Raw genomic sequence first — 25,409 nt, 5'->3', positions numbered from 1 at the left:
CTTTTGAAATCCTTCCAACCAAGAATACTCTATTAATAGGCTATAGTTTTCAAAAATTAGGATAAAAATAGACTTTATTCAGGACGCTATTTTAGGCTCTTGCTTGTTCAAGTCTGTAAGTTCATGGTTAAGTTCAATTCATGCCAACCCATTAAACTTGCCAGAAAGATATCGCTTCTGACATTTAACCAGTTTAAGGCCTGTTTTCACCAAAGGAGCCTTAAAACAGAAAGCCCTTCCTGTAACAGGCAGGAAGGGCTTTCTGTTTTAAAATTCATTGCGCTTATTTCAGGTGTAGGTCTGAGATGATCGCCTGAATCTTGTCGTTCAGTTTCTGGCCTGTTTTCTCGAAATCAGCGGCAGAAGCCAAAGGCTCGCGTACGCTGAAGTAGAACTTGATCTTCGGCTCGGTGCCCGATGGTCTGGCCGATACTTTGGTGCCGTCTTCGGTGAGGAACTGGAGTACGTTGGCGCTTTCCAGGCCGGTGGCGCTTTCTTCGCCAGTACGCAGGTTCCGGCGGAAGCCGGTTTTGTAGTCAATCAGCTCGGTCACGGCCGAGCCCGCAATGGTTTGGGGTGGATTCTCGCGCAGTTCCTGCATCATCTCCTGGATTTCCTGCGCCCCGCGGTGGCCTTTTTTGGTCAAAGAGATGAGGTCTTCTTTGTAATAGCCGTACTCCTGGTACATCTGAATCATGAGCTCGAAGAGGCTCTTGCCCTGGTCTTTGGCAGCGGCCGCCATTTCGGCAATCATGGCGCAGGCAGAAACCGCGTCTTTGTCGCGCACGAAATCACCCACTAAGAAACCGTAGCTTTCCTCGCCGCCGCAGATGTACTGAGCCTGGCCTTCTTTCTCGCGCATGATGGTGGCAATGTACTTGAAGCCGGTCAAGGTCTCATAGCAATCCACGCCGAAACCTTCGGCCACGCGGTTGATGAGGTCGGTGGTTACAATGGTGTTCACCACGTATTCTTTGCCGGTGAGTTTGCCCGCTTTTTGCCAGGCCTGTAGAATGTAATAGGTAAGCAGGGCGGCGGTCTGGTTTCCGTTGAGCAGCACGAACTGGCCTTTCAGGTCACGTACGGCAATGCCCACGCGGTCCGCGTCTGGGTCGGTGGCCAATACCAGCTCGGCGTTCAGCTCTTCGGCTTTCTGCATGGCCAGGTTCATGGCGTCTTTTTCCTCGGGGTTGGGATACACCACGGTAGGGAAGTTTCCGTCGGGCGTAGCCTGAGCCTCCAATACGTGCACGTTCGTAAACCCGAAACGCTCCAGCGCGCGTGGTACTAATGTGATACCGGTTCCGTGGATAGGCGTGAACACGATGCTCAGATCCTTCTGGCGCTGAATCATGGCCGGGTCTACGCTTAAGGTAGCCACTTTATCCAGATAGGCCTGGTCTACCTCGTCCAGAATGAATTCCACGTTGGCTTCGTTGCGCTCAAACTTCACCTGATCCAAAGAGGTGATTTTGTTTACCTCAGCAATGATGTTTTTGTCGTGCGGAGCCGTTACCTGGCCACCGTCGTTCCAGTAGGCTTTGTAGCCGTTGTATTCTTTGGGGTTGTGCGAAGCCGTCAAGACCACGCCGCTCTGGCAACCTAAATGACGAATAGCGAAGGACAACTCGGGCGTAGGCCGAAGCTCACTAAAGAAGTACACTTTAATGCCGTTGGCACTGAACACATCAGCTACCACGTTGGCAAAGTAGGGGCTGTTGTTACGGCTGTCATGCGCAATAGCCACACTGATGGACTGGCCGGGGAAGGATTTAAGCAGGTAATTGCTCAGGCCCTGGGTAGCCATGCCCACGGTGTAGCGGTTCATGCGGTTGCTGCCCACGCCCATGATGCCGCGCAAGCCGCCGGTGCCAAACTCCAGGTCTTTGTAGAACGAATCGGTCAACGTATCTGCATCCTGGCTGTCAATCAAGCGTTGCAGTTCGGTTTTGGTGTCTTGGTCATAAGCACCCTCTAACCAGGTATTTACTTTGTTTAATACGGCTGGCTCCAGTGATAAATTGTTTTGCATAGTTTTATAGAAAAGGACGAATGCGTTTTGAGGCTGATTTAGGGAAAACAGTCTCAAAACGGCTATATAAGGTTATAAGTTACCCCGCAGGGCTTGTTCACGCTCAATTGATTCAAAAAGCGCCTTGAAGTTCCCCTTCCCGAAGGATTTGGCGCCTTTGCGTTGAATGATTTCATAGAAAACCGTAGGTCGGTCTTGCGCTGGTTTGGTGAAGATTTGCAGCAGATAGCCTTCATTGTCACGGTCTACCAGAATGTTGAGATCTTGGATGGGCTTCATGTCTTCCTCAATGGCCCCCACACGCTCGGCTAAATCAATGTAGTACGAGGCCGGTACGCTCAGGAATTCCACGCCTCTCCGGCGCAGCTCACCTACGGTGGCCACAATATCATCGGTGGCAATGGCGATGTGCTGCACGCCCGGGCTGTGGTAATAGTCTAAGTACTCTTCAATCTGCGATTTCTTCTTGCCTTCGGCGGGTTCATTGATGGGGAATTTCACATAGCCGTTGCCGTTGCTCATCACCTTTGACATGAGCGCCGAGTATTCGGTGGAGATGTCTTCGTCGTCAAAGGTGAGCAGCAGTTGGAAGCCCATCACCTTGGCATAAAAGTCAACCCAGGTGTTCATTTCGCCCCAACCCACGTTGCCCACGCAATGGTCTACGTGTTTCAGGCCCACCGGCACCACGGGAAAGGTGCTTTTGCGCGCTACGTAGCCCGGCATGAAAGCCCCGGTGTAGTTCTTGCGCTCCACAAACGTATGGATGGTTTCGCCATAGGTGTAGATAGAAGCCACCCGCACTTCGCCAAACTCATCGGTCAGGGTCTGCGGCTCGCCCGCCGATTTTGCGCCCCGGCTTACCGTTTCTTCATAGGACATGAACGCATCGTCTACCCACAGGGCCATCACTTTCACGCCGTCGCCGTGTAGGCGCACGTGCTCAGAGATGGGCGAGTCGGGCAGGAGCGAGGTGGTGAGCATGAGCCTAATTTTGCCCTGCTGCAACACATAAGAGGCCCTGTCCCGTACACCGGTCTCGGGCCCGGCATACGCCACCAACTCATACCCGAACGCACTTTGATAGAAGTAGGCGCTCTGTTTGGCGTTGCCCACGTAGAATTCAATGTAATCTGTACCGTTGAGGGGAAGAAAATCGATGGGTTCGGCCATAGGAGAGAATTTTTAAGATAGGTCTGTTTACAAGGACATTTCTGTAAAAATAGAATAATTGAGCAGGAAAGAAAATAGGTATTTAGAGCGGGTATTTGGCGTGGCCGCTTGCATATAGTCTCAGATGTTATAAAATTTGTAAAAAATAAGAACGCATGAATATCCAGGAACTGAATACTGCGCTGGTAACCATCATCCAGAAAAAGCAGGAGCTTAGCAAACTCTCCTATAACGATAACCGCTACGATGACGTGGAAGAAGAGCTGCATGATTTGGAAGACGAGTTCAACGACAACTTCGGGGAATACCTGGAGGAAGTCTTAGGCGATGTGCACATGAAAGTCTGCCCAGATACCGATGTCCTTCTCCCTACCGCTTACCTGCCCGAAACCCTCAACGCCGAGGAACTGAACGGCAAGCAAGGCGTTTGGGTAGAAGCCGATGCGTACCCCAACAAAGAAGCGCGTCTGGTACTGGTACCCAGCCCTACCCGCCTTATCTTAAGCGTAGGCAAAAACGTGCGCGAAGAAGTTTGGAGCACCGAAGTGTAGAACGCAAGCACATGCCCAAAAGCAGAAAGGCTCCTGCGCCGGGTTAAACCGCGCAGGAGCCTTTCTGCTTTTGGGCAGTTTTACGGGAAACAGGGTAAAAACGCTACTTGGAGGTTTCCTAAACGGCAAACGCGCCGAAGAAACACTTCTTCGGCGCGTTTGTTTTGGCCCTGGTTTTAAAAATTCAGGTCTAAAACGTACAAAAATCTAGAAGCCTAATTTCTCCCGAACGCGCTTCAGAACCGGGCCTCCAAGGGCGCGGGCTTTGGCGGCACCTTCGGCTAGTTTCGCGTCAATCTCATGCAGGTTGTTCATGTAGTAGTGGAAACGCTCGCGCGGCTCTTCATACTTGTTGAGAATAAGGTCATAGAGCGCCTGTTTGGCGTGGCCGTAGCCGTAGCCGCCCGCTAAATAGTTTTGGCGCATGGTGTCAATCTGTTCTTCCGAGGCCAGCAATGAATACAACTTGAAGGTATTATCCGTGGCCGGATCTTTGGGTTCGTCCAGGCCTTTGCTGTCTGATACAATGCTCTTGATACGCTTGAGAAGCTCCTTATCAGGCAGGAAGATGTCAATGGTGTTGCCGTACGATTTGCTCATCTTCTCGCCGTCAATGCCGGGCACCGTCATCACCGTTTCGTCCACCTTCACCTCCGGAATCACAAACGTTTCGCCGTAAATGTGGTTGAAAGAACTGGCTACATCACGGGTAATCTCCAGGTGCTGGATTTGGTCTTTCCCCACGGGCACCAACTGCGCATCGTAGAGCAGAATGTCGGCGGCCATCAAGATAGGGTAGGTGAACAGACCGGCATTCACGTCAGCCAAACCGCGGCGCGCCGATTTATCTTTAAACGAATGGGCGTTCGCCAGCATGGGATACGGCGCGAAACAGCTCAGATACCACGTCAACTCGGTTACCTCAGGCACGTCAGACTGGCGGTAGAAAATGTTTCTATCAGTGTCAAACCCGAAGGCGAGCCAGGCCGCGGCTACCGCATACGTGTTGTGTCGGCGTTCCTGCGCATCCCTAATAGACGTAAGCGAATGCAAATCTGCGATGAAATAAAGCGAATCGTTCTCCGATTTTTTGGAAAGCTCTATTGCGGGGAGAATGGCGCCCAACAGGTTGCCCAGGTGCGGACGGCCACTGCTTTGGATGCCGGTGAGAATTCGTGCCATGTTCTAGGTAAAGTTTGTGCAAAGTAAGCGATTGCCCGGCAAACGCGAAAGCCTTTCTGTTTTTGGGCTGTTTTTCAGGAAATAGCCCAAAAACGCTTTAATGCAGGTGTTGGTTAATCAAGGCGCTCACTTCTATTGCCCGGCTCAAGACTATAAGGTGCTCTCCCCCTTTTATCACCTGCAAATTGGGGTGCTGCGGAACGGGCAAAATTTTATCGGCGTCGCCGTGAATGACCACCACGCCTTCCGTGGAAGCCTGATGCTGCCAATGCAGGATTTGGTGCAAAGACCAGCGCAAAAAGGGAATATCTGTATCTTGAATGATATCCTGCAAAATGCGCTTTTCCTGTGTCGTGTGCGCACCAAAAATCCAGTTGGCGGGCGCCATCCAGTGTTTGAACCAACCCAAAGGAAGCCATTTTTGCAATTGCAGGAATCCGGCAGCTCTGTAATGCAAGGGCAACTCACGGGTATTAGCCAGGCTGGAAAGTAGAATCAGCCGCGTGACCGGAATCTGCTTCGCGATTTCCTGGATGACCATGCCCCCGAAACTCAGTCCTATCAGAATGGGCGGCTCCTGATTAGGCTCTATCTGCCGGATGAGTTTGGTGGCGTAAGTAGCCAGATTGTCCTGAGGCTCGGGGATAATCCACTGGATGACATTGGGGTTTGGGTGCGCTAACTGCAGGAACTGAAACAAGCGTTCATCGGCGCAGAGGCCACTCAGGAGATACAGCGGAGGTTGGGGCATGTCAGAAACTTACGTAAAACAGCATAAACTCATTCTTTCGCGATAAACGTCTCCATGGGTACATTTCTGTCTCCGGCTAGGTAACGGTCAATCACCGAATGGGCTAGGTAGAGAAGGGGCGTAAGTACCACCGCCACGGTGAATTTATAGAGATAATTAATAACCGAAACAGAAAGCACGGTTTTCAAATCCCAATCGCCAAAAAGGTAAAACGCGATAAACAGCACTACCACGGTATCTACTAACTGTGACACCAACGTAGAACCCGTGGCCCTGAGCCAGATTTTACGGCTCCCTGTCAGATGCTTCAGCCAATGGAACACGTGGGCATCCAGTAATTGTCCCAGCAGGAAAGCCACCAAAGACCCCACTATAATTCCCAGCCCTTGCCCGAATACTTTGTGAAAGGCAAAATTGATGTCAAAGGTGGAGCCGTTCGGCCCCTGACTGTTCACGTCCTGCCAGAACTGGGCGGGAGGCAAGTTCGTGGCCACCACAATCACCAGAAAAGCGTACGCAATGAGGGCCGCGGTTAAAAAGCTGATTCGTTTAACGCCTTCTTTTCCAAAATACTCATTAATGATATCGGTGGTGATGAAGACCACCGGCCAGATAATGACGCCCGCCGTCAGGTTGAAATCCAGCTTGGTGCCCAGCACCGGAATCTGCGCGCCACTCACGCCCAAAAGGCCCTCGCCCGAGAAAATCTTCACCCCAATCAGTTCGGCTAGCAGCGCATTGGTCAGGAAAATGCCGCAGAGCACCATAAAGAGCTGCCGTTTCTTGAAGCCCATGCTAGAAGGAGAAGAAGATTGCTGCATTGCGCGCGCGAAGTAAAAGATGGAACTGTAAAGATGGGAGAAAGCGCCAAATATTCAATAAAGCCAAACCCCGTCGTTTTTAGTCTGTTTCCTGAAAAACAAGCTAGAAATGAAGAATGCCTTCTAAATTAGTAGAATAATTTTTGAGGTTTCTGAAAGGTAAAATCCAGGTTTGAGGTTGAATGAAATTTCAGCAATGTGCCTTTCGCTGCTTTGTAGCGAAGGTAGTCAGGAGACTACCCGGCCTAGTAGACACAAGTCGCAGACTTGCGCCAGTATTTTTGTTTATGGGCTACTTTCTGAAAATCACCCTAAAAAGATACAAGTGGAGAAACGCATAACACTTCTTCCGCCTCCAAACGCATTTCCACTGTCCAGCCCGCGCATTCCCATTTCCAGCCTTTCGGGTGAGCGCCTTGAGATCTGCGGTGTCGGGCGGAGCCCGGCATCCGAGGCTTCAGCCGAAGGAAGCGGAACTCACCGCGCGAGGGCGGAAGGCGCGGCCTCGCGGCCGTGAGCGCTTACCAGAAAGATGAAACAAGAAAGTACATGAACCAACGAGAAAAGCCGCCAAGCCAAGGCATCAACAAAAGGCATTCACTTTCAAAGCATCATCCGCCCACATCAAAAAACAAGTGAATGTCTACTCCAACACACTAATCGTTTTCCCCTCCGCCGCCAAAGCCGTATTCGGGAAAATCGCCTGGGCCTCGGCCAGCAAGGGCGAGAGATCTTTATAGCGGGCCGAAAAATGACCGATGAGCAAGCGTTTTACCTGCGCTTTTTGAGCAAAGGTGGCGGCTTGGGCTGCAGTACTATGGAAGGTGTGGGTGGCCCTATGCTCCAGATCGCTCAGAAAAGTAGCCTCATGGTACAGTAGATCTACTCCGGTGACATAGGGTAGAATGTCTTCCTTGTATTTGGTGTCTGAACAGTAGGCGTAGCTGCGGCTGCGTTTAGGATCGGTGGTTACGTCCTGGTTGCGCACCAGCACTTCGCCGTGTTCATTGCGGATGTCTTCGCCCCATTTCAGGCGGACTAACTGGGGAGGAGTCAGGAACTCGGGGAGTTTGCCTTTGAGTAAGTGGCGGGGTTTGGGTTTTTCTTTGAACAGATAGCCACAGCAAGGCACGCGGTGCTGCATGGGCAGCGTATGCACCGTGAGGTGCTTGTCCTCAAAGATCTTTTTGCAAACGGTGGTGTCTACCTCCACAAAATTGATGTGGTAGGGGAGTTGGGTGCCGCCGTATTTAAATTGAAGGGTAAGGATTTCAGCTAAACCTTTGGGGCCGAAGAGGTTTAGGGGACCGGTGCGCTGCTGTAGGTGCATGGTGGACAGCAGCCCGGCCAAACCGAAGTAATGGTCACCGTGCAGGTGCGAGATGAAGATGTTACAAATGCGCTGATGCTTTACTTTGTACCGCATCAGCTGCATTTGTGTACCTTCGCCGCAATCAATCAGATTGATCTGGTTGCCAACCGTGAGTAGTTGGGCGGTATGGTTTCGTTCAAAAGACGGGGTGGCAGAGGAACTCCCAAGTATTTTCAGCTCAAAATCCAAACTGCGGCCCGATTAGAAACTATTCTTCTTTTTTGGTGAGATCGCTCTCAATCTCGTGCAGGAAAACGCGGTCAATGCCTTCTTCCACTGTAGGCAGAATGTTGAGCACAGACTCCAGTTTAGAGATGGTGATCAGCTTGGTCACGTGCTCTTGCAAGCCGGTCAAAATCAAAACCCCTCCAGATGAGTTGCAAAGACGATTGGCGATCAGGATAGAGGAAAGGCCGGAAGAATCGGTATATTTTACGTTGGTAAGATCCAGGATCAGGTTGGTGATACCTTCTGCATTCAACTTCACAAACTCAGACTTCAAATCAGGAGCGATTGTCGTGTCCAGTTTTTTTTCATCTATGGTGATGATCGTGTAATTTTCTTTTTTATCGATTGTGTACTTCATAAGTAACAGCAAAAAGGTTTGGAGTGCGAATCTACCAATTTTTGGTGGAATATCTGTAACAAAGTAATCTAAAAAATGTTGGCCGCAATACTTTCCTGCAGCGTATGTGGTTGGCTTGCATAATCTTGCGGAACAAACTTTCTGCCTAACAACTGCTCGTACAATTCTATGTACCGCTGCGAAATCTCGGTTATTTTTGCGTCTGTCATTTCTGGTATCTGCTGCCCCTCTTTTCCTTGAAAGCCGTTCTCAATGAGCCATTGACGAACAAACTCCTTTGAAAGTTGCCGTTGGGGCTCTCCAGCGTTTTGCCTTTCTGCGTAACCTTCTGAATAAAAGAACCTTGAGGAATCAGGCGTGTGTATTTCATCTATTACATAAATGATGCCATCTGCTTTCCCAAACTCATATTTCGTGTCCACCAACAGTAGGCCGCGCTCGGCGGCCAGTTCTGTGCCGCGTTGGAACAAGGCTCTGGTGTACGCCTCCAGCTGTAGATATTCTTCTTCCGGAACAATGCCCTGGGCCAGGATTTCTTCCCGGGAGATGTCTTCGTCATGGCCTTCAGAGGCTTTGGTGGTAGGGGTGATGATGGGCTCTGGAAACGGATCATTTTCCCGTAAACCTTCGGGGAGGGAAACGCCGCACAGCATCCGCTTACCGGCACTGTACTCGCGCCAGGCGTGGCCCGCCAAATAGCCTCTAATCACCATCTCCACTTTATACGTTTCGCACTGTCGGCCAATGGTCACATTGGGGGCCGGTTGGCGAAGTACCCAGTTAGGCACCACGGTAGCGGTAGCCTCCAGGAAGGAGGCCGCAATCTGGTTCAGAACCTGGCCCTTGTAGGGAATAGCCCGCGGCAAGACCACGTCAAACGCCGAGATGCGGTCAGTGGCCACCAAGGCTAATTTGTCTTTGAAATAATATACGTCCCGAACCTTGCCCCGGTAAAAGCCGGTCTGCTCTGGAAAATGGAAATTGGTTTCTTTTAAGGCTTGCATAGCAATTGACTAACAGTGGCAAAGTTAGAAAAGGATAGAGACGGGGCAAGAATATTTAACTCAAGTTGCGCTTTACTTGAACTGAATAAAGGATACCCACCTTTAACTTTTTGTGGAGGGGATTACTAAATACTGCAAAAAAATGCACCAAGTTTTTCCCAGCTTCACTTTCAGAAAGCCCTCTCTGGAGAGCGGTAGGGGCAGGTTGATTTTCAACCCAGTGCATGAATTTTAAGCTGATTTTTTGATTTCAGAACATGATTTTTGAGCCTCCTCCATTTACTAACATTTGTTGGGATTTTAAAACTTTTTACAAAATATTTCGATATTTATTTGGTGCTAAGGATTTCGTTAATAGATTTGCAGCATCAAGTCAATTATTCCGGTAGTTGATTTATAAAGAAGAGCGGAGAGACAGGCTCAATGAAGCTCTAGCAACCTACCAACCGTGTAAGGTGCTAATTCCTGATCTCAGGGGACATATTGCCACCTGGGGAATATAAATTGATACGAAGATGGAAAAGCAATTCAACGCCACTTCTGACAATGCAGCGCCGCGCCTGACCAGGACGGCAAATGGTTACACATCCATTAGTTTCCCTTTCCTTATGCGAATGTGCAGTATGTCTATCGCAGACATTTGTTGCTGTTGTCGCTAAACCCCACGCTCAAAGTTTAATTTTTTGCTTTTAGGGGCCTGACGCACAGCGGCAGGAGGAAACCTGTTATCTGTCCGTTTTCTGGCTCTTGTTTTTGTTCAATTTTCTAATTGTAACCGGCTATTACCATGTCTAATGCCTATCGTTTTGAAACCCTTCAGCTACACGCTGGCCAAGAAATAGACCCCACCACTCGTTCACGGGCGGTGCCTATCTACCAAACCACTTCCTACGTTTTTGAGAATGCCGAGCATGGCGCCAACCTGTTTGCTTTAAAGCAATTCGGCAATATCTATACCCGCATCATGAACCCCACTACCGATGTGTTCGAGAAACGCATCGCCGCCTTGGAAGGGGGAGTGGCAGCTGTGGCCGTAGGTTCTGGACAGGCGGCGCAGTTCATCGCCTTAAACAACATCTTGCAGGCCGGTGACAATTTTATTGCCTCTAGCAACTTGTATGGCGGTTCTTACAACCAGTTCAAAGTAGCGTTCAAGCGTCTGGGCATTGAGGTTCGTTTCGCTAAGAATGATGAGCCCGCTACCTACGCTTCTTTGATTGACGAAAACACCAAAGCGCTTTATTTAGAGACCATTGGGAATCCCCGTTTCAATATTCCTGATTTTGAATCTATTGCGGCCGTGGCCGCTGGGCACAATTTGCCGCTGGTAGTGGATAACACCTTCGGGGCCGGTGGCTATTTGTTCCGCCCGTTAGAGCATGGAGCCAACGTGGTAGTAGCTTCCGCCACCAAATGGATTGGCGGACACGGCACCAGCGTAGGCGGCGTGATTGTAGACGGCGGTAACTTCAACTGGGGCAACGGCAAATTCCCGCAGTTCAGTGAGCCGTCTGAAGGCTATCATGGCCTTAACTTCTGGGAAGTATTTGGGGCCGGTGGACCGTTCGGGAATATTGCCTTCGCCATCAGGGCGCGGGTGGAAGGTCTGCGGGATTTCGGCCCGGCCTTGAGTCCTTTTAACTCATTCCAATTAATTCAAGGGTTAGAAACGCTTTCGCTGCGGGTAGACCGCACGGTGCAGAACGCCCAAGCGCTGGCCGAGTGGCTGGAACAGCATCCGTTGGTAGAGAGTGTGAATTATCCGGGTCTGGCTTCCAGCCCTTACCACGAACTCGCCAAAAAATACCTGAAACGTGGTTTTGGGGGCGTGTTGAGCTTCAACCTGAAAGGGGGCAAAGAAGAGGCCGAAGTGTTTGTGAACAGCCTGGAACTGGTGAGCCATCTGGCCAACGTGGGCGATGCCAAAACCCTGATTATCCACCCGGCTTCCACCACGCACCAGCAGCTGAACGAAGAAGAGCAACTATCGGCGGGCGTGAATCCTACACTGCTGCGGGTTTCAGCGGGGATTGAGCATTTAGAGGACATCAAAGCCGATTTTGAACAGGCATTTGCCAAAGTGAAAGTACGGGCACCGAAGTTGGAGGCCTCTTTATAAGGAAGTAACAGCCATGTTGAAAGGACGCGTTTTTGACTATACAAATGAATTCATATTGGAGTCCGGGCGAACGTTGCCCGGCTTCCAACTCTTCTACACCACCTGGGGCACCCTGAATGAAGACCGCAGCAACGTGGTCTGGGTTTGCCACGCCTTTACCGGCAATGCTTTTGTGAAGGACTGGTGGGGCGATTTATTCGGCGAAGGGAAGACTTTTGACCCAGCCCAGCATTTTATTGTCTGCGCGAATTCCCTGGGTAGCTGCTACGGCTCCACGGGCCCACTAAGTTTGAACCCAGACACTGGCAGACCTTATTACCACGCGTTCCCTACCGTCACCAACCTGGATGTCGTGCGGGCGTTTGACGCCTTGCGTGCCCACTTAGAGATTGAACAGATGGAGGTGCTGATTGGCGGTTCCATTGGCGGGCAGCAGGCGCTGGAGTGGGCGGTTGAAAACCCCACAGTTGCCAAACGTCTGGTGCAGGTGGCTGCCAACGCGCGGCAAACCCCGTGGGCCATTGCGTTAAATGAAAGCCAGCGCATGGCCATTGAGCAGGATGTAACCTGGCAGTTAGCAACCGATACCGCCGGACTGGAAGGCATGAAAACCGCCCGTTCTATCGCCTTGTTGTCTTACCGCAATTACAACACCTATAACCAATCGCAAAAGGAAAGCTCTTCTAAATTGAAGGACATTTACCGGGCGGCCACCTACCAGCGGTACCAGGGCGAAAAACTAGCGAAACGCTTCAACGCTTTCTCGTACTGGCACTTCACCAAGATGATGGACAGCCACCACGTAGGACGTAACCGGGGCACCCTGGAAGAAGCCCTGCGGCAGGTACAGGCAGAAACCTTGGTGATTGGGATAGACACAGACCAGTTGTTCCCCCTCAACGAGCAACGCTTTGTTTCCAGGCACATCCCTCACGCCTCTTTCCAGGTTATTCATTCTGAAGCCGGGCATGATGGTTTTTTATTAGAGACTGACCAGTTGCGTCACATACTAGATACTTTTTTAAAGAAAAAACAACCGCGAAAAACATGGATTCCCACCGTCTTCTAAAAATAGGTTTATTTGGGTTTGGCTGCGTAGGCCAGGGCTTGTATGACATCCTCTCCCGCGAAGAGTCGCTCCCCTACAAAGTAGAGCGCATCTGCGTGAAAACCCCAAACAAACTGCGTCCGCTGCCGGCAGAAAGCTTCACCTATGACCCGCAGGAAGTGCTGCAGGACGAAAGCTTGGATATTCTGGTGGAAGCCATTAGTGATGCCGCCGAAGCCTACACCATTGTGGCCGAAGCCCTGCGCAAAGGTAAAAAGGTGGTCACCGCGAACAAAAAGCTGGTTGCCTACCACTTGCCCGAACTCCTGGCCCTGCAGCAAGAGTTCGGCGGGGTCTTATTATATGAGGCAGCCGTCGCCGGCGGAATTCCCATCATCAGAACCGTAGAAGAATATTTCTCCAACGAGCCGCTGGAGCGGGTACATGGCATCCTGAACGGTTCTTCCAATTACATCCTGAGCCAGATTTTCAAACTGCAGAAAGGCTACGCCGAAGCCCTAAAGGAAGCCCAGGACAAAGGCTTCGCCGAATTAGACCCTTGGCTGGACGTAGCCGGGGCCGATGCCCGCCACAAGCTGTGCATCTTAACCGCCCACGCGTTTGGCAAAACCATTGCCCCAGAGGATGTCGCTTTCTTCGGGATTGATTATCTGGGTGACCAGGACGTGGCATACGCCAAACAGAATGATGCGGTCATCAAAATGGTCGCCTCTTCGCATCTTACCGCAGATGGAGAGTTGGTGCCGGTGGTGTTGCCAAGCCTGGTAAACGCCTCAGATGATTTGTTTGTGGTGGAGCAGGAATTTAACGGGGTGGTGGTACAGGGCACTTACTCGGGGCCCCAACTGTTCAAAGGCCGCGGCGCCGGCGGACACCCTACCGGAGCCGCCGTGTTATCAGACATTGTCTCCATCAGCCAAGGTTATTCTTACGGCTATAAAAAGCTGCACAGAACCACCAATGCCCCGGCCCTCGCCCTGGACTTTGAATTCGAGGTGTACCTGCGCAGCAGTGAACCAGATTTGGTAGTCACCTTGGGCCTCGCCAACCTGCAAAACGTGCAGCGGGAGAATGACACGTTCAGCGTCATCGGGACTGTTTCCCTGGGCAACCTCATTAAAGCACAGGAGCAGATCAGAAGCGCAGGCGCGTACATCATGGCCCTGTCCTCAGATTTTGCGGGTGCCTATGCCAAAAAGGAGAAAGAAAAAGCCGAATTGTCTTAAGGCAGTCTGTGTCCCGTGATTTTATAAAAATTCCATCGGTGTAAACCGAAAAAGTTAGCTTGTTTATTTAGTTCGTTCAATGACCAAGGCACCTGGCTCTAGCCGGGTGTTTTCGTTTTAAGCCCGTTTTATGGAAAGTAGCCTCAAAACGAAAACACAGATCTTGCCTGAATTCGAGTGAAAAAAAAAGAACCTTCGTTTTGGGGCTGTTTTATAGAAAACAGCCCCAAAACGAAGGTTCAAACTTTTGCTAATTTCAGAAGGAAACTTAGGAAAGATAAACGGCTTTCACCCGGTCGCGCAGGTTGTATTCAGAGACCATGACTTCGCCGTAGGCCCCGGCGGTTCTGATGGCCACTACATCGCCGCGTTTGGTTTCGGGGAGTTGGATGCCTTTGGCGAAACAGTCCGTTGATTCGCAGATGGGGCCTACCACGTCATAGCTTTGGGTCGGCAAGTCGCTGGTCAGGTTCTCTATCTTGTGGTACGCCTGGTACAGGGCGGGGCGCATGAGTTCGGTCATGCCTGCGTCCAATATCACGAAGTTGGTCTTTTGGCCGTGTTTTAGGTAAAGTACCCTGGAAATGAGATTTCCGCTGGGGGCCACCAAAGCCCTGCCTAACTCAAAATGCACTATCTGGCCGTTGCGTTTCTCCAGCAATCTATTGAAGATGGAGAAATACGCGGCAAAATCAGCGATGGGGTTTTCTTCCGGGGTGTGGTAATCTACGCCCAAGCCGCCGCCCACGTTCAGGTGCGGGAAGGTGCGGCCGCGTTCCTCAAACCAGCGCTGGATTTCGTTTACGCGCCCGCACAGGTTTTCAAACGCCCGTAAGTCGGTTATTTGGGAACCGATGTGGAAGTGCAGGCCTATCAGTTTCAGGTTCGGCCACTCCGCAAACCTGGGCACCAGTTCCTCCAGTTCCCACAGGTTAATCCCAAATTTGTTTTCCTCCAGCCCGGTGGTGATGTGCTTGTGGGTGTACGCGTCTACGTTGGGGTTGATGCGCAAGGCGACCTGCGCCGTTTTCCCCTTGGCCGCCGCCAGTTCCTGAATTACCTCCAACTCCTGCCCCGATTCTGAGTTGAAGCAGAAGATGTCCGTGTCCAGGGCGAAGTTGATTTCAGCGTCAGACTTGCCTACGCCCGCAAACACGATCTGCTCTGGCGGGAAACCCGCTTCCAGCGCCCGGCGCACCTCGTTTCCGCTCACGCAATCGGCCCCGAAGCCTTTTTCCAGGATTTCGGCCAGGATAGGGGCGTTGGCATTCGCCTTTAGGGCGTAATGGATGTGGTACCCGTATTTCCCGGCTTCGGCCTGGGCCACGGCTAAGGTTTGGCGCAACAATGCAAGGTCATACGCATAGAAAGGGGTTGGCTGCTGGGCGAACGCCTGCAGTTGTTCTTTACGCATGGTTTCCCTCTCTTTCCTGAAAAACACCCTCGTTTATGGAAACCAGTGCGTTTTCTTTGTACACGGTATTCACCAGGAAACTGATGTTGTTCTTGCTTCCACCGTAAGAGATCATGCGCAACGGTATATGGCCCAGGGACTGCACCACGCGCAAAGCCGCACCCGGTTTGTCTTCCATGAAGTCGCCTACCACGCAGACAATGGTTAAATCGGTGTCAATCTCCACGGTGCCGAAACGCTGCAGCGCCTCGGTGATTTCGGGCAGGTACGTCTGGTTGTCAATGGTGAGCGAAACGGCCACCTCAGACGTGGTAATCATGTCAATAGGCGTTTTGAACCGCTCAAAGACCTCAAACACGCTGCGCAGGAAACCATAGGCCAGCAACATGCGGCTGGACTTGATTTTGATGGCGATGATGCCGTCTTTGGCGGCTACCGCTTTGATCTTATTGCCCGTTTTCTTAGAGGAAATGGTAGTGCCATGCGCCTCTGGTTGCATGGTGTTCAACAGACGCACCGGAATGTTGTGCTGCTGCGCCGGCAGAATGCTGGACGGGTGCAGAATCTTCGCCCCGAAGTACGCCAACTCCGCCGCTTCGTCAAAGGACAATTCCGCAATAGGGTAGGTGTTCTTCACAATGCGTGGATCATTGTTGTGCATGCCGTTGATATCTGTCCAGATCTGGATCTCAGACGCCTTCACGGCTGCGCCGATGATGGAGGCGGTGTAGTCGCTGCCTCCGCGCTTCAGGTTATCAATCTCGTTGTGGGCGTTGCGGCAGATGTACCCCTGCGTGATGAACAACTGAGTATCTGGGTGTTGGTCTAATTGCTTTCTGATGTTCTCCCGGATAAAGGCTTGGTCTGGCTCTTCCTCTGCGGTAATTTTCATAAACTCCAGAGCCGGAAGCAAGACCGACGGAATGCCGTTCTCTTCCTGAAAAATCTGGAAAAGCTGGGTGGACAGCAACTCGCCCTGCGCCAGAATGATTTTCTCTAATGCCGGGGAGAAGGCATGGTCAAAGCACGCCCGTATGTCAGAGAATACCGTTTGTACTACCTGTTTGCCCTTGTCCTTAGATGTATCCTGTTTATATAGATCGGCAAGCACCTGTTTATAGTGTTGCTCCAGCTGGTTTGTGAGAGATTCGGCCTGGGCCATGTCGCCCTGCGCCAGTTGCTGCCCAATCTGCACCAGGTGGTTGGTGGTTCCTGACATGGCAGAAAGCACGACAATCACGGGTTCCTGCGTGGGAAGCAGTTGAGAGACGGCACCCATCCGTTCGGCAGAGCCTACGGAGGTACCCCCAAATTTCATGATTTTCATAGATCTTAAATAAAACCTGCGAATTTACGCAAACAATGCGTAGATACCTTAAAAGAAAAGCCTCTAAACCCGCTAATTTTTACATTAATTAGGTTTAGAGGCTTAGACCTGGATTTTGACTGTGGGGCTTAGTTTGTTTTCACTACCCTGACCATTTCATTGATGGCCTCACCTTTCACCCGCAGCAAGTAGACCCCCACCGCTACCGCTACCGTACGAAGTTCTCTTTGCAGAACCGTGGTTCCGGCTGGTACAGGTATCGTTTCTTGCATTACCAGTTTGCCGTTCAGGTCATAGAGCTCTACCTGCAGGGTGTGTGCCTGGCTACAAGTTACCGAAAAGGAAAGCTCCTGGCTGAAAGGGTTAGGTGCCACTGCTACCTGCGCCAGCCTACCATCAACATTAATTATTTTGGCGGTGATGGTTTTGCTGTACTCAGATTTTTTGTCAAAGTCTACCTGTTTCAGGCGGTAGTAGCTGGTACCGGTAGGGGCAGAGGAATCCAAAAAAGCATAGTTCTGCACAATGCTGCTGTTCCCGTTGCCCTTTACTCTGCCTATGGCGGTGAAGGTCATGCCGTTTTGGCTGCGTTCTACCTGGAAGTAGTCATTGTCTTTCTCAGAGGCCGTGGCCCAGTTTAGTTGAACGGAGGTGCCGTTGGGTTTTGCGATGAAGGAGATTAGTTTGACCGGAAGGGTTACCACCGTAGAACTTGCTCTGAAAGCATAGTTTATGTTAGAGGCAGAAAGTCCACTTCCATAATCATTGGTATCCAGCAAATCCACCAAGCCGTCAGCATCTGTGTCTTTGTAGAACGAGTTGTTTTTGCTGAGATAGTTGAAACGGGTATCAGAAGCGTATTTCAACCATTCCTGAACTTTGCTTCCGCTGGAAATAGTGGCTGGATAGTATCCGGCAGCAGTAGTGCCTTGGGCTTTTGTGGTAAAGTCAGCTCCTAATTTTGCCAGGTCATCACTTGATTTTCCGTCTTTGTTTACGTCAAAGGCCTCAATGAAGTCCTGCATCATGTCATCATCGCTATCAAGGTCAAGGTAGTCCGGCATTCTGTCAGTGTCTGAATTGACCGGGATAAGAGAAATAGAAGTAGATGACTTGAAGGCATCATCAATACCGTCTTTATTGGTGTCTTCCCCAGACATGGTCAAAACAGCGTCTTTGGCTTGGGCTTCCAGATAGTCCAGCAGACCGTCGCCATCGGCATCAATGTCCTGGCAGTTTGGGATGCCGTCTGCATCCATGTCTACCAGGGTAGAGAAAGTGTAGCTGGGAGAGCCATTGGTGGTGATAGTACCAAAACGTCCGGACAAGGCATTGTAGCTGGCGGGCATCGTTCCACTTATCTGCTCCATGGCATCTGAGATACCATCATGGTCTGAGTCCAGGTCGAAGGCGTTGATAAGGCCGTCTGCGTCTTTGTCCAAACTGGCGACCACTCCTTTGCTGTTTAATGCACCAAAGTCTGGGTCTTTGTAGTTTGGCAAACCATCATCATCTGCATCTGCTGACGGATTTACGCCGTTAGATTCCAATATATCAGAAATACCGTCATTGTCATCGTCCACATCACTTACATCGGCAACCCCATCGCCGTCATTATCTAAGGGGTTGAAGTTGATTTCACAGATGCTCTGCTGATTGGTAGAACCACCCGTACTGGCCGTGTATCCGAAATAGACAAGTGGGTCATTCCCGAAAACAGTGGAGACAAAATCCTCAGAATACCGCTCCCGCAGCACCCCGTCAAAATACACGAACAGCGTGTTAGTGCCTGCTTGCCAGATCACCTGTACCTTGTGGGATTTATTGTCTTCTGTGTTGGCAGACGTACTGCTCATTTGCACGGGTGTTTTAACGGGTAATCGCTCATCCCCATTTTTGAAGATGGCGATATGGTCTGCTGCAATCTCAGAAGTGGGTGTATTCTGGTATGTGTCAAATTCAATTGCTACGGAAGGGGTAATCCCTCCTGTTCTGGGGTTTGTGGTACTGTTGCCGTGGCCAAAGCCAATTCCCTCACCGGGAGCGCCCACCGCGAACATAGGATTGGAGGAACGCTGAAACCCGAAAGCAATTCCATCGGCACCAGCATCTTTGTTTCCTAAAAAGGCGTTGAAGCTGATTTCAAATGATTTGCTTAAAGAAATAGGGGTAGTAGCCCAGACTTGTCCTCTTTGGTTGGTTACATCTGCTGTGAGTTGGTAACAATTCTCGCCAGTTTTAAAGGCATTGGCATTCGCCTGGTAAAAGTCATTGGTGACAGTGAGCGTAAGCGGAACAGTGGAGATCCCTCCTTTGTCATCTGTGAGCGTGATAGAATTGCTGAAAGTCCCCGCGGTAATTTCATTAGTATTTACTGTGATATTGCCAGTAGTGGGATTTAGGGTTAAGAAATTTGGCAAGGCAGTTCCAGTTACTGCCGCGTTGGTTATGGCTCCATTGGGATCTGTGGCCGTAGCTATGGATAGACTATTCTTAAGGGCGTATTTAGAATAGCCCTGCTGCAGATAGGTATAGGTGGCCGGATTATCTGCGGTGACCGGGATGGTATACGTGGCAGGGGCAGAACTAGCCGTATTGTTATCAATAGCGGTGTAAGTAAAGGTCACATTGCCAGTAGACCCGGCAGCAGGTGAAAAGGTGAGCGCACTTAATTGGTTATTGGTGGCCCCATACGTGGTTGCCAAGTTTCCGCTCGTAATCGCTGTGTTGTTGATGTATAAGGTGCCGGAAGTAGGCAAGGAGTTTATTTTGAACCTAATGGTGTTACCCGCATCCGGATCAGAAGCAACTAAGTTATTGATGCTCTTTTTGACAGCGGTATTGGGTATTGAAGGAGAGAAAGTGATGTTACTGGCTACCGGAGCCTCATTCACATTGGTGACAGATACAGTGATAGCTTGGTCATCGGTTGAGCCGCCATTGTCTGTTGCTCTTACCGTTACCAGATAGGTGTTGTTCTTATCAGAATCAGTAGGGCTCTCAAAATTAGGGGCAGTTACAAACCGTAAGGCACCAGACGTAGCATCAATGCTGAACTTAGCAGCATCTGCCCCACCTGAAATGCTGTAGCTTCTGGTGGAACCGGCATCTACATCTGAAGAAGTCACGGTAGTTACGGCAGTAGTGTTTTCCGGGATAGATATGGAAGCGGTGGTTCCACCACCATTGGAGGTTATGGTTGGTGCCGTATTAGGGGTGCCGTAGACTTCAAACTCCCACAAAGAATATCCATATGTTAAGTTTCGGGCCGTACCAATCATTCGTACATATCTTCCGCTGCCAGTTAATCCATCATAAGTTAAAGTGGTAGGAGAAGAAGTATTATTTCCCGTAACTGTTCGGATGGTTGTCCAGTTAGAGGCATCATTGGAAACCTGTAGTTGGTAGTCTCTGCCGCTGGCTGCTTCCCAAAGGAGTTTTATTTGGGTAATGTTATAAACGGCCCCCAAATCAACATAAATCCACTGAGGGTCAACATTATATTCACTCGCCCACCGAGTACCCGTATTGGCATCAAAGGCTCTGGCAGCCGGATAAGTAGTATTTTCAATTGAAGATGCTACTGCTGGTTTATTCAACGCTAAATTCTGCGCCTGAGCTTCCTCAACCCCCCATATTGCGGAAACAACTAACATGATGACAAGGCAGGTTTTACTCCTGCTTTTTACCATTTTTTGTAGAAAGCTACCATAGGCTAGGGTTATGGTATTTAAATTTTCCAATATTGTCCTATCCCTTCCTGAGCGTATGAGGCGCAGCTCTCTCCGTAATTTTGTAAGTGTGATGTTGTTGTTGTGTGATGTCACTATAAGAGTAAAATTGGAGGGCTCCACTTTTATTCCCGTCGCACCGCTGTTAATAAACTGTTGCATGTACTTGAAATTTATGCAGCCAAGAACCCTGGCTCTGATTGTGTTCCATTCCTAGGGAGGAATAGAGAGTATATAATTGTTTCCTTTAGTTAAAGTAAGAAAGTGAGATAATGCTTTAGCTTGGTTATAAGCCTTTATGATTTGTGTGCAATTTTTAAATAAATCAGATAGTAGAAAGACTTTATCGATGAAGAGGAAGTAAGTGGCGATTAACCCCTCCATACAAAGGATGAATGATATTTTTGAGAATATCTCTGGATAGGCTTTATTTTACGTTACAAGCTTACTATAATAAATACAATTTATGAAATTATTACAATTTAAATAGATCAACATGTGATTTTATAAGTATATATTATAATTTGTCTATTATGGTAGGTTTGTGTAGCAATATTCTTTAGTAGAAGAAAATGGGTACAAAAAGTGTCAAAATGAAGAGAGTTCAGGAAGTGAATCAAGGAAGACCGTACGGGTATGTTATTTCTGGGGCTACAACACAGGGGTGGGCACTTTTAAACAGTTAATGGGGAAGTGAAGGTACTCTTCTTCCCTAAACGGCCACAAAATCTCTTTGGGGTGGGCAAAAAGCGAAGTTTGTGCAGATATGAACTGGCTATTGGGTAGGAAGCTTGGTCAACAGCACACTAACGGCATTACCACCAAAGCCCGCTGCGTTAATGAGGATTCTCCGGGGCGCCCTAGCTAGCGTACTTGAAAATATAGAAGGTATGTTTGTTTGGCAAAGCACATACAAAGCCATTTCGGTAGACAAAGCCCCGGAGGCTCCCAAGGAATGGCCAATAAGGTTTTTGTTTGAAAAGTAGGCCGGCGATGCAGCCCCAAATATGCTTTCAATAGCCTGAACTTCGGCGGCGTCACCGGCTTTGGTACCAGGAGCATGCAAGACAATAGCATCAATGTCTCTGGGCATAAGCGATGCTTGGGCCAACGCTTCTCGCATGGCCCGTTGGAAATGCTGCCCATCTGCTGAGATACCCGTTTTGGATGGACTGCGTTCATAGCCCATTCCTACTGCTTCTACCGCTATTGCATTCGCCAGATGTAAGTTCTCAATTTGGGCTTGGGTCATTCTTTCCAGGGCAAACACGGCGGCTCCTTCGCCTAGCACAAAGGTATTGCGCTCCAGGTTGAGGGGGCGGCATGGGTGATCATGGGCCGCAAACCTGGAGTAAATGCCTATGGCTTTCATCTGAGCGAGGGTAAAGGGCGTGAGCGGCGCCTCTGCTCCGCCCACCAGAAAGCGCTTTGCCATGCCTGCTTTAAGCCAGGCTACCCCGTTCGCAAAAGCCTGCAAAGCAGTACTACAGGTGACGGAGTGACTGATGAGCGGGCCATCGGCTTGCAGGTCGTTCGCTACCCAACTGGCTACGTTTCCCAGGGTAGTGCTGGGGGAGACGCCGGGCGAAAGCCGTTTTTCGGGGTTTTGCAGAAAATCAGCATGAAACTGTTCATACAGACCGGTAGCTCCTCTGGAAGAACCAATATTAATCCCTACGGAATCTCCTTCCCCCATTTTCCAGCCAGCTTGGGCGACAGCTTGCCGGGAGGCCAGAATCGCCAATTGCACAGACCTATCCAGAGAAGCATAAGTTGGGTTTTGCAGGAGCAAAGCTTGTAAGAGAGCTTCGGCAGAGGGAGAGAGGGGGGATACGGGGGTATCAGAACCAAGACTTGGCAGGGTGGAGAATGCGGTTCTGCCGCTGGCGTAAGAGGCCCGAACCTCCTCCGGCGATCCGCCCAGCCCAGAGACAGATCCTACGCCTCGTACCACAATCCATTCCTGCTCTCTGTCCATCTGTTTCTGGGCTAATTTTCTAAAAACAAGGCTAAAACGACCCCGCTACCAACTGGCGCATTTGTTCCATCACCTGGTATACTTTTTCCAGTTGGGTTTGAGTAATGCAGTAAGGCGGCAGCACATACACAATATTCCCCAGAGGCCGAAGCAGCACGCCGTTTTCCAGCGCTAACGTATACAATTGATCCCGTAAGGAATGGAAATACGTGGTTTGCCCTACCTCAAACTCAATAGCCAATATAGTACCCGTTTGGCGGCAAGCCTTGATGCCTGGTTTTCCTGAAAGGCTTTGGGCAAAGACCGCATGGGAGCCACTGATTCTGTCCAGATTTTCTAAAAACAGGTCATTTTCGACCAAGTCCAAGCTGGCCAGGGAAGCGGCGCAGGCGACCGGATTGGCCGTATAGGAATGGCCGTGGAAGAAAGCCCTGGTTTTGTCTTCGCTCAGGAACGAAGCAAAGATTTCCTGCGAACAAGTAGTCACGCCCAAAGCCATGGTGCCGCCGGTAAGCCCTTTGGAAAAGCACATCAGATCGGGTTGCTGGGTTAAGTAATCACAGGCGAAGCGTTTGCCGGTTCTGCCAAACCCCGTCATGACTTCATCGGCGATGATGAGTACCCCGTTTTTGCGGCAGAGTTCCATCAGTTTATCTAACACGGCGGGGGAGTACATCACCATTCCGGCCGTTCCCAGTACCAAAGGCTCAAACACAAAGGCGGCGATGTCTTGGCGGGTAAGCAGCGTTTCTAAGTGCTCATAGCTTGCTTCCTCATTTCCGGGCACCGGAACGGGCAGAAACTCCACGTCGAACAGGTACTGCTGAAACGGGCGGGTAAACACAGACCGCTCACTCACTGACATGGCCCCGAAGGTATCGCCGTGGTAACTTCCTTCCAAAGCGATGATCTTGGTTTTATCCTTTCCTTGGTTGAACCAGTATTGGAGCGCCATCTTGAGGGCTACCTCTACGGCCGTAGAGCCATTATCAGAGTAAAAGACCCTAGATTGGTTTTGCGGCAGAAGCCGGAGAAGGCGTTCAGAGAGTTCCACCGCCGGGGCATGGGTAAAGCCCGCGAAAATGACGTGCTCCAGCGTGCTCAACTGCTCACTCACCCGCGCCGCGATGTGCGGGTGCGCGTGCCCGTGAATATTCACCCACCACGAAGAAACGGCGTCAATGTATTCTTTGCCATCCTCGGCGTAAAGAACCGCCCCTTGGCCGCGCGCAATCCCGATGGGAGGCGGAGCGGTCTGCATTTGGGTGTACGGGTGCCAGTTCACCAACTGGTCGCGGTTAGAAAGGCTATTGTCCATGGTTTTCAAAGTAGTCTCTAAGGCCCTGCGCATAACGCGAAACCGTATTCTGATCAATATTTTCTTCGTGCCGAATGCGCGGGAAAGCCGGGAGTTGGGAGTAGTTTAAAATAAATTCCTCTGACGAAGCATTTGGCTCTCCGTTGAAGAGGATGCCTGCTACTGGAATGTTCCGGCTTTTCAGAACCTCTACCGCCATGAGCGTATGATTGATGCTGCCTAGGTAATTTCGGGAAACCAGTACTACTTCCAAAGGCAGTTTCTGAATCAAGTCCAGCACCAAATCACGTTCGTTCAAGGGCACCATCAGGCCACCGGCTCCCTCCACAATCAGGTTGTTTTGGGTGGATGGCAAACCTATCTTCTCCAGAGACAGCCGGATTCCCTCAGCCGCGGCGGCCGTGTGCGGAGAAGCAGGCATCTGCAGGCGGTAAGCCTCTGGGTGGAAAACAGTTTGAGTATTGGAGATTAGACTGCGGACGGTGTGCGTATCCGAATCTTCCAGATTCCCGGCTTGCACCGGTTTCCAGTAATCGGCTCGCAGGGCTTCGGTAAAGATGGCGGCCGCAATGGTTTTACCCACATCGGTGCCTATGCCCGTAATGAAATATCTTTGGGGGTGTGCTGGTGAAGGAGGTTGCATAGTTCTAGTACTTGCGTGGGGGTGTTGTAGGCGTGCAGCACCAGCCTCAGGCGTTCTTTGCCCGCCCGAACCGTGGGGCTGAAGACCGGCCGCACGTCAAAACCCGAGGCTTGGATACGTTGGGCCAAATTCCGCAAAGCCACCGGGTTAGGTAGTTGCCACGCCTGAATGGGACTTCCGTTTTGAGCCTGTTTTCCGGAAAACGGGGCCCAAACGCTTAGGTCTGGAGTGAGCGACTGGTAATAATTTGACAGTTCCTGCACCCGGCTCCGTTCTGTTGAGAGTTCTGGCAGTAACCTGTACGCTTGCCTGATTGCCACCAATGAAGCCAGCGGCAGGGCAGTGGTGTAGATAAAAGGCCGGCTGAAATTCAATAGGAATTGTTGCAGTTGCCTGGGGCCAATGACCGCCGCCCCGTGGCAACCCATTGCTTTCCCAAAGGTCATGACCCGGGCAAACACCTGTTCTTCCAGTTTCAGGGCCGAAACCAAGCCTTCACCATTTTGGCCGTACATTCCGTTGGAATGCGCCTCGTCCACCACCAGAAACAAGCCCTGTTCCTGGCACAACGTGACCAATTCCAGGAGAGGCGCAAAGTCACCGTCCATGGAGTAGAGCGACTCTACGGCCACGTACACATCGCCCTGGGCCCGCTTCACTTTCCTCTGCAAATCTTCCACATCGTTATGGCGAAACGGAAAACTCTGCGCGAAACTGAGCCGGATTCCCTCTTTCATGGAGGCGTGGCTGGCCTCGTCATAAAAGAGGGTATCGCCGCGCTGCGGAACCGCCGAAAAGAAACCGCAATTGGCCGCGTACCCGGAATTAAACAGCAGGGCCGCCTCGGCACCATGGAAAAGAGCGAGTTCTTCTTCCAGTTCCTGCGCATAATGCGTGTTGCCGCTCAATAGCCTCGAGCCGGTAGCTCCGTGGGCAGGCGTGTGACCAATCTCTTCCGTGATGCGTTGGGCCAGAACCTCAGAGGCCGCCAAGCCCAGGTAGTCATTCGAACTGAAATCTACCAGGCCGGGAGCCGGGGAAGTTAAACTCCGCAGAATGCCCTTCTGGCTCCTGGCCTCTAATTGGCGCAACAGACGTTCCGGCACCTTCAT

Annotated in this window: 19 protein-coding genes and 1 riboswitch; of the genes, 4 read left to right on the top strand and 15 right to left on the bottom strand. The window is 50.8% G+C overall.

Annotated elements, in window-relative coordinates:
* Positions 1–283: 283 nt before the first annotated feature.
* On the bottom strand, positions 284–2,032 hold the full coding sequence (locus HHO50_RS08460) for a phospho-sugar mutase (RefSeq protein WP_181305560.1): 1,749 nt from the start codon (positions 2,030–2,032) through the stop codon (positions 284–286).
* Positions 2,033–2,104: 72 nt separating this feature from the next.
* Complete coding sequence (gene hppD / locus HHO50_RS08455) at positions 2,105–3,205, bottom strand: 4-hydroxyphenylpyruvate dioxygenase (RefSeq protein ID WP_181305559.1); 1,101 nt, start codon at positions 3,203–3,205, stop codon at positions 2,105–2,107.
* Positions 3,206–3,360: 155 nt separating this feature from the next.
* Here hppD and HHO50_RS08450 point away from each other — a divergent pair, with 155 nt between their 5' ends.
* Positions 3,361–3,756 carry a hypothetical protein gene (locus tag HHO50_RS08450; protein ID WP_181305558.1) on the top strand — a complete coding sequence of 132 codons (396 nt, stop codon included), beginning with the start codon at positions 3,361–3,363 and terminating at the stop codon, positions 3,754–3,756.
* Positions 3,757–3,963: 207 nt separating this feature from the next.
* Here the strand turns inward: HHO50_RS08450 and trpS are convergent, their stop codons facing one another.
* The 6 genes from trpS to HHO50_RS08420 all read right to left on the bottom strand — a co-directional run bounded on the left by trpS (position 3,964) and on the right by HHO50_RS08420 (position 9,472).
* Entirely contained in the window at positions 3,964–4,938 is a 975-nt protein-coding gene (trpS, locus tag HHO50_RS08445; RefSeq protein ID WP_181305557.1) for a tryptophan--tRNA ligase, read from the bottom strand.
* 97 nt (positions 4,939–5,035) lie between these two features.
* Positions 5,036–5,689, bottom strand: coding sequence for an alpha/beta fold hydrolase (locus tag HHO50_RS08440; RefSeq protein ID WP_181305556.1), 654 nt, complete (start codon positions 5,687–5,689; stop codon positions 5,036–5,038).
* A 29-nt stretch (positions 5,690–5,718) separates the two neighbouring features.
* Positions 5,719–6,510 carry a queuosine precursor transporter gene (locus HHO50_RS08435; protein WP_181305555.1) on the bottom strand — a complete coding sequence of 264 codons (792 nt, stop codon included), beginning with the start codon at positions 6,508–6,510 and terminating at the stop codon, positions 5,719–5,721.
* Positions 6,511–7,153: 643 nt separating this feature from the next.
* Positions 7,154–8,071, bottom strand: coding sequence for a ribonuclease Z (locus HHO50_RS08430; protein ID WP_181305554.1), 918 nt, complete (start codon positions 8,069–8,071; stop codon positions 7,154–7,156).
* A gap of 19 nt (positions 8,072–8,090) precedes the next feature.
* Positions 8,091–8,468, bottom strand: coding sequence for an STAS domain-containing protein (locus HHO50_RS08425; protein WP_062545662.1), 378 nt, complete (start codon positions 8,466–8,468; stop codon positions 8,091–8,093).
* Between the two features lie 68 nt (positions 8,469–8,536).
* On the bottom strand, positions 8,537–9,472 hold the full coding sequence (locus HHO50_RS08420; RefSeq protein WP_181305553.1) for a phosphoribosylaminoimidazolesuccinocarboxamide synthase: 936 nt from the start codon (positions 9,470–9,472) through the stop codon (positions 8,537–8,539).
* Between the two features lie 391 nt (positions 9,473–9,863).
* Positions 9,864–9,978, top strand: a riboswitch (SAM riboswitch).
* 281 nt (positions 9,979–10,259) lie between these two features.
* Here HHO50_RS08420 and HHO50_RS08415 point away from each other — a divergent pair.
* The 3 genes from HHO50_RS08415 to HHO50_RS08405 are packed head-to-tail and all read left to right on the top strand — an operon-like array spanning position 10,260 to position 13,886.
* Positions 10,260–11,591 carry an O-acetylhomoserine aminocarboxypropyltransferase/cysteine synthase family protein gene (locus HHO50_RS08415; protein WP_181305552.1) on the top strand — a complete coding sequence of 444 codons (1,332 nt, stop codon included), beginning with the start codon at positions 10,260–10,262 and terminating at the stop codon, positions 11,589–11,591.
* A gap of 13 nt (positions 11,592–11,604) precedes the next feature.
* Positions 11,605–12,660 carry a homoserine O-acetyltransferase gene (metX, locus tag HHO50_RS08410; protein ID WP_181305551.1) on the top strand — a complete coding sequence of 352 codons (1,056 nt, stop codon included), beginning with the start codon at positions 11,605–11,607 and terminating at the stop codon, positions 12,658–12,660.
* Positions 12,639–13,886, top strand: a complete 1,248-nt coding sequence (locus HHO50_RS08405; protein WP_181305550.1) for a homoserine dehydrogenase — start codon at positions 12,639–12,641, stop codon at positions 13,884–13,886. The genes metX and HHO50_RS08405 overlap by 22 nt, the downstream gene beginning before the upstream one ends.
* A 268-nt stretch (positions 13,887–14,154) precedes the next feature.
* On the opposite strand, the gene lysA is transcribed toward HHO50_RS08405, so the two are convergent.
* The 7 genes from lysA to HHO50_RS08370 form a co-directional block, all read right to left on the bottom strand.
* A complete protein-coding gene (lysA, locus tag HHO50_RS08400) occupies positions 14,155–15,300 on the bottom strand; it encodes a diaminopimelate decarboxylase (protein WP_181305549.1) in 1,146 nt (381 codons plus the stop codon).
* Complete coding sequence (locus tag HHO50_RS08395; protein ID WP_181305548.1) at positions 15,293–16,627, bottom strand: aspartate kinase; 1,335 nt, start codon at positions 16,625–16,627, stop codon at positions 15,293–15,295. The genes lysA and HHO50_RS08395 overlap by 8 nt, the downstream gene beginning before the upstream one ends.
* A gap of 128 nt (positions 16,628–16,755) precedes the next feature.
* Positions 16,756–20,283 carry a discoidin domain-containing protein gene (locus HHO50_RS08390; protein ID WP_181305547.1) on the bottom strand — a complete coding sequence of 1,176 codons (3,528 nt, stop codon included), beginning with the start codon at positions 20,281–20,283 and terminating at the stop codon, positions 16,756–16,758.
* Between the two features lie 850 nt (positions 20,284–21,133).
* Positions 21,134–22,336: a beta-ketoacyl synthase N-terminal-like domain-containing protein gene (locus HHO50_RS08385; RefSeq protein ID WP_181305546.1), complete on the bottom strand. Its 1,203-nt coding sequence runs from the start codon at positions 22,334–22,336 to the stop codon at positions 21,134–21,136.
* Positions 22,337–22,367: 31 nt separating this feature from the next.
* Positions 22,368–23,654 carry an adenosylmethionine--8-amino-7-oxononanoate transaminase gene (bioA, locus tag HHO50_RS08380; protein WP_181305545.1) on the bottom strand — a complete coding sequence of 429 codons (1,287 nt, stop codon included), beginning with the start codon at positions 23,652–23,654 and terminating at the stop codon, positions 22,368–22,370.
* A complete protein-coding gene (gene bioD / locus HHO50_RS08375; RefSeq protein WP_181305544.1) occupies positions 23,644–24,297 on the bottom strand; it encodes a dethiobiotin synthase in 654 nt (217 codons plus the stop codon). Before bioD ends, bioA begins: the two co-directional genes overlap by 11 nt.
* Positions 24,246–25,409 (bottom strand): 8-amino-7-oxononanoate synthase, encoded by a 1,164-nt coding sequence (locus HHO50_RS08370; RefSeq protein ID WP_181305543.1) that lies wholly within the window; start codon positions 25,407–25,409, stop codon positions 24,246–24,248. Before HHO50_RS08370 ends, bioD begins: the two co-directional genes overlap by 52 nt.

Origin of the sequence: Rufibacter sp. XAAS-G3-1 (assembly GCF_013623775.1) — a bacterium.
Lineage (GTDB): Bacteria > Bacteroidota > Bacteroidia > Cytophagales > Hymenobacteraceae > Nibribacter.
This window is presented reverse-complemented; position numbering and strand designations above follow the sequence as displayed.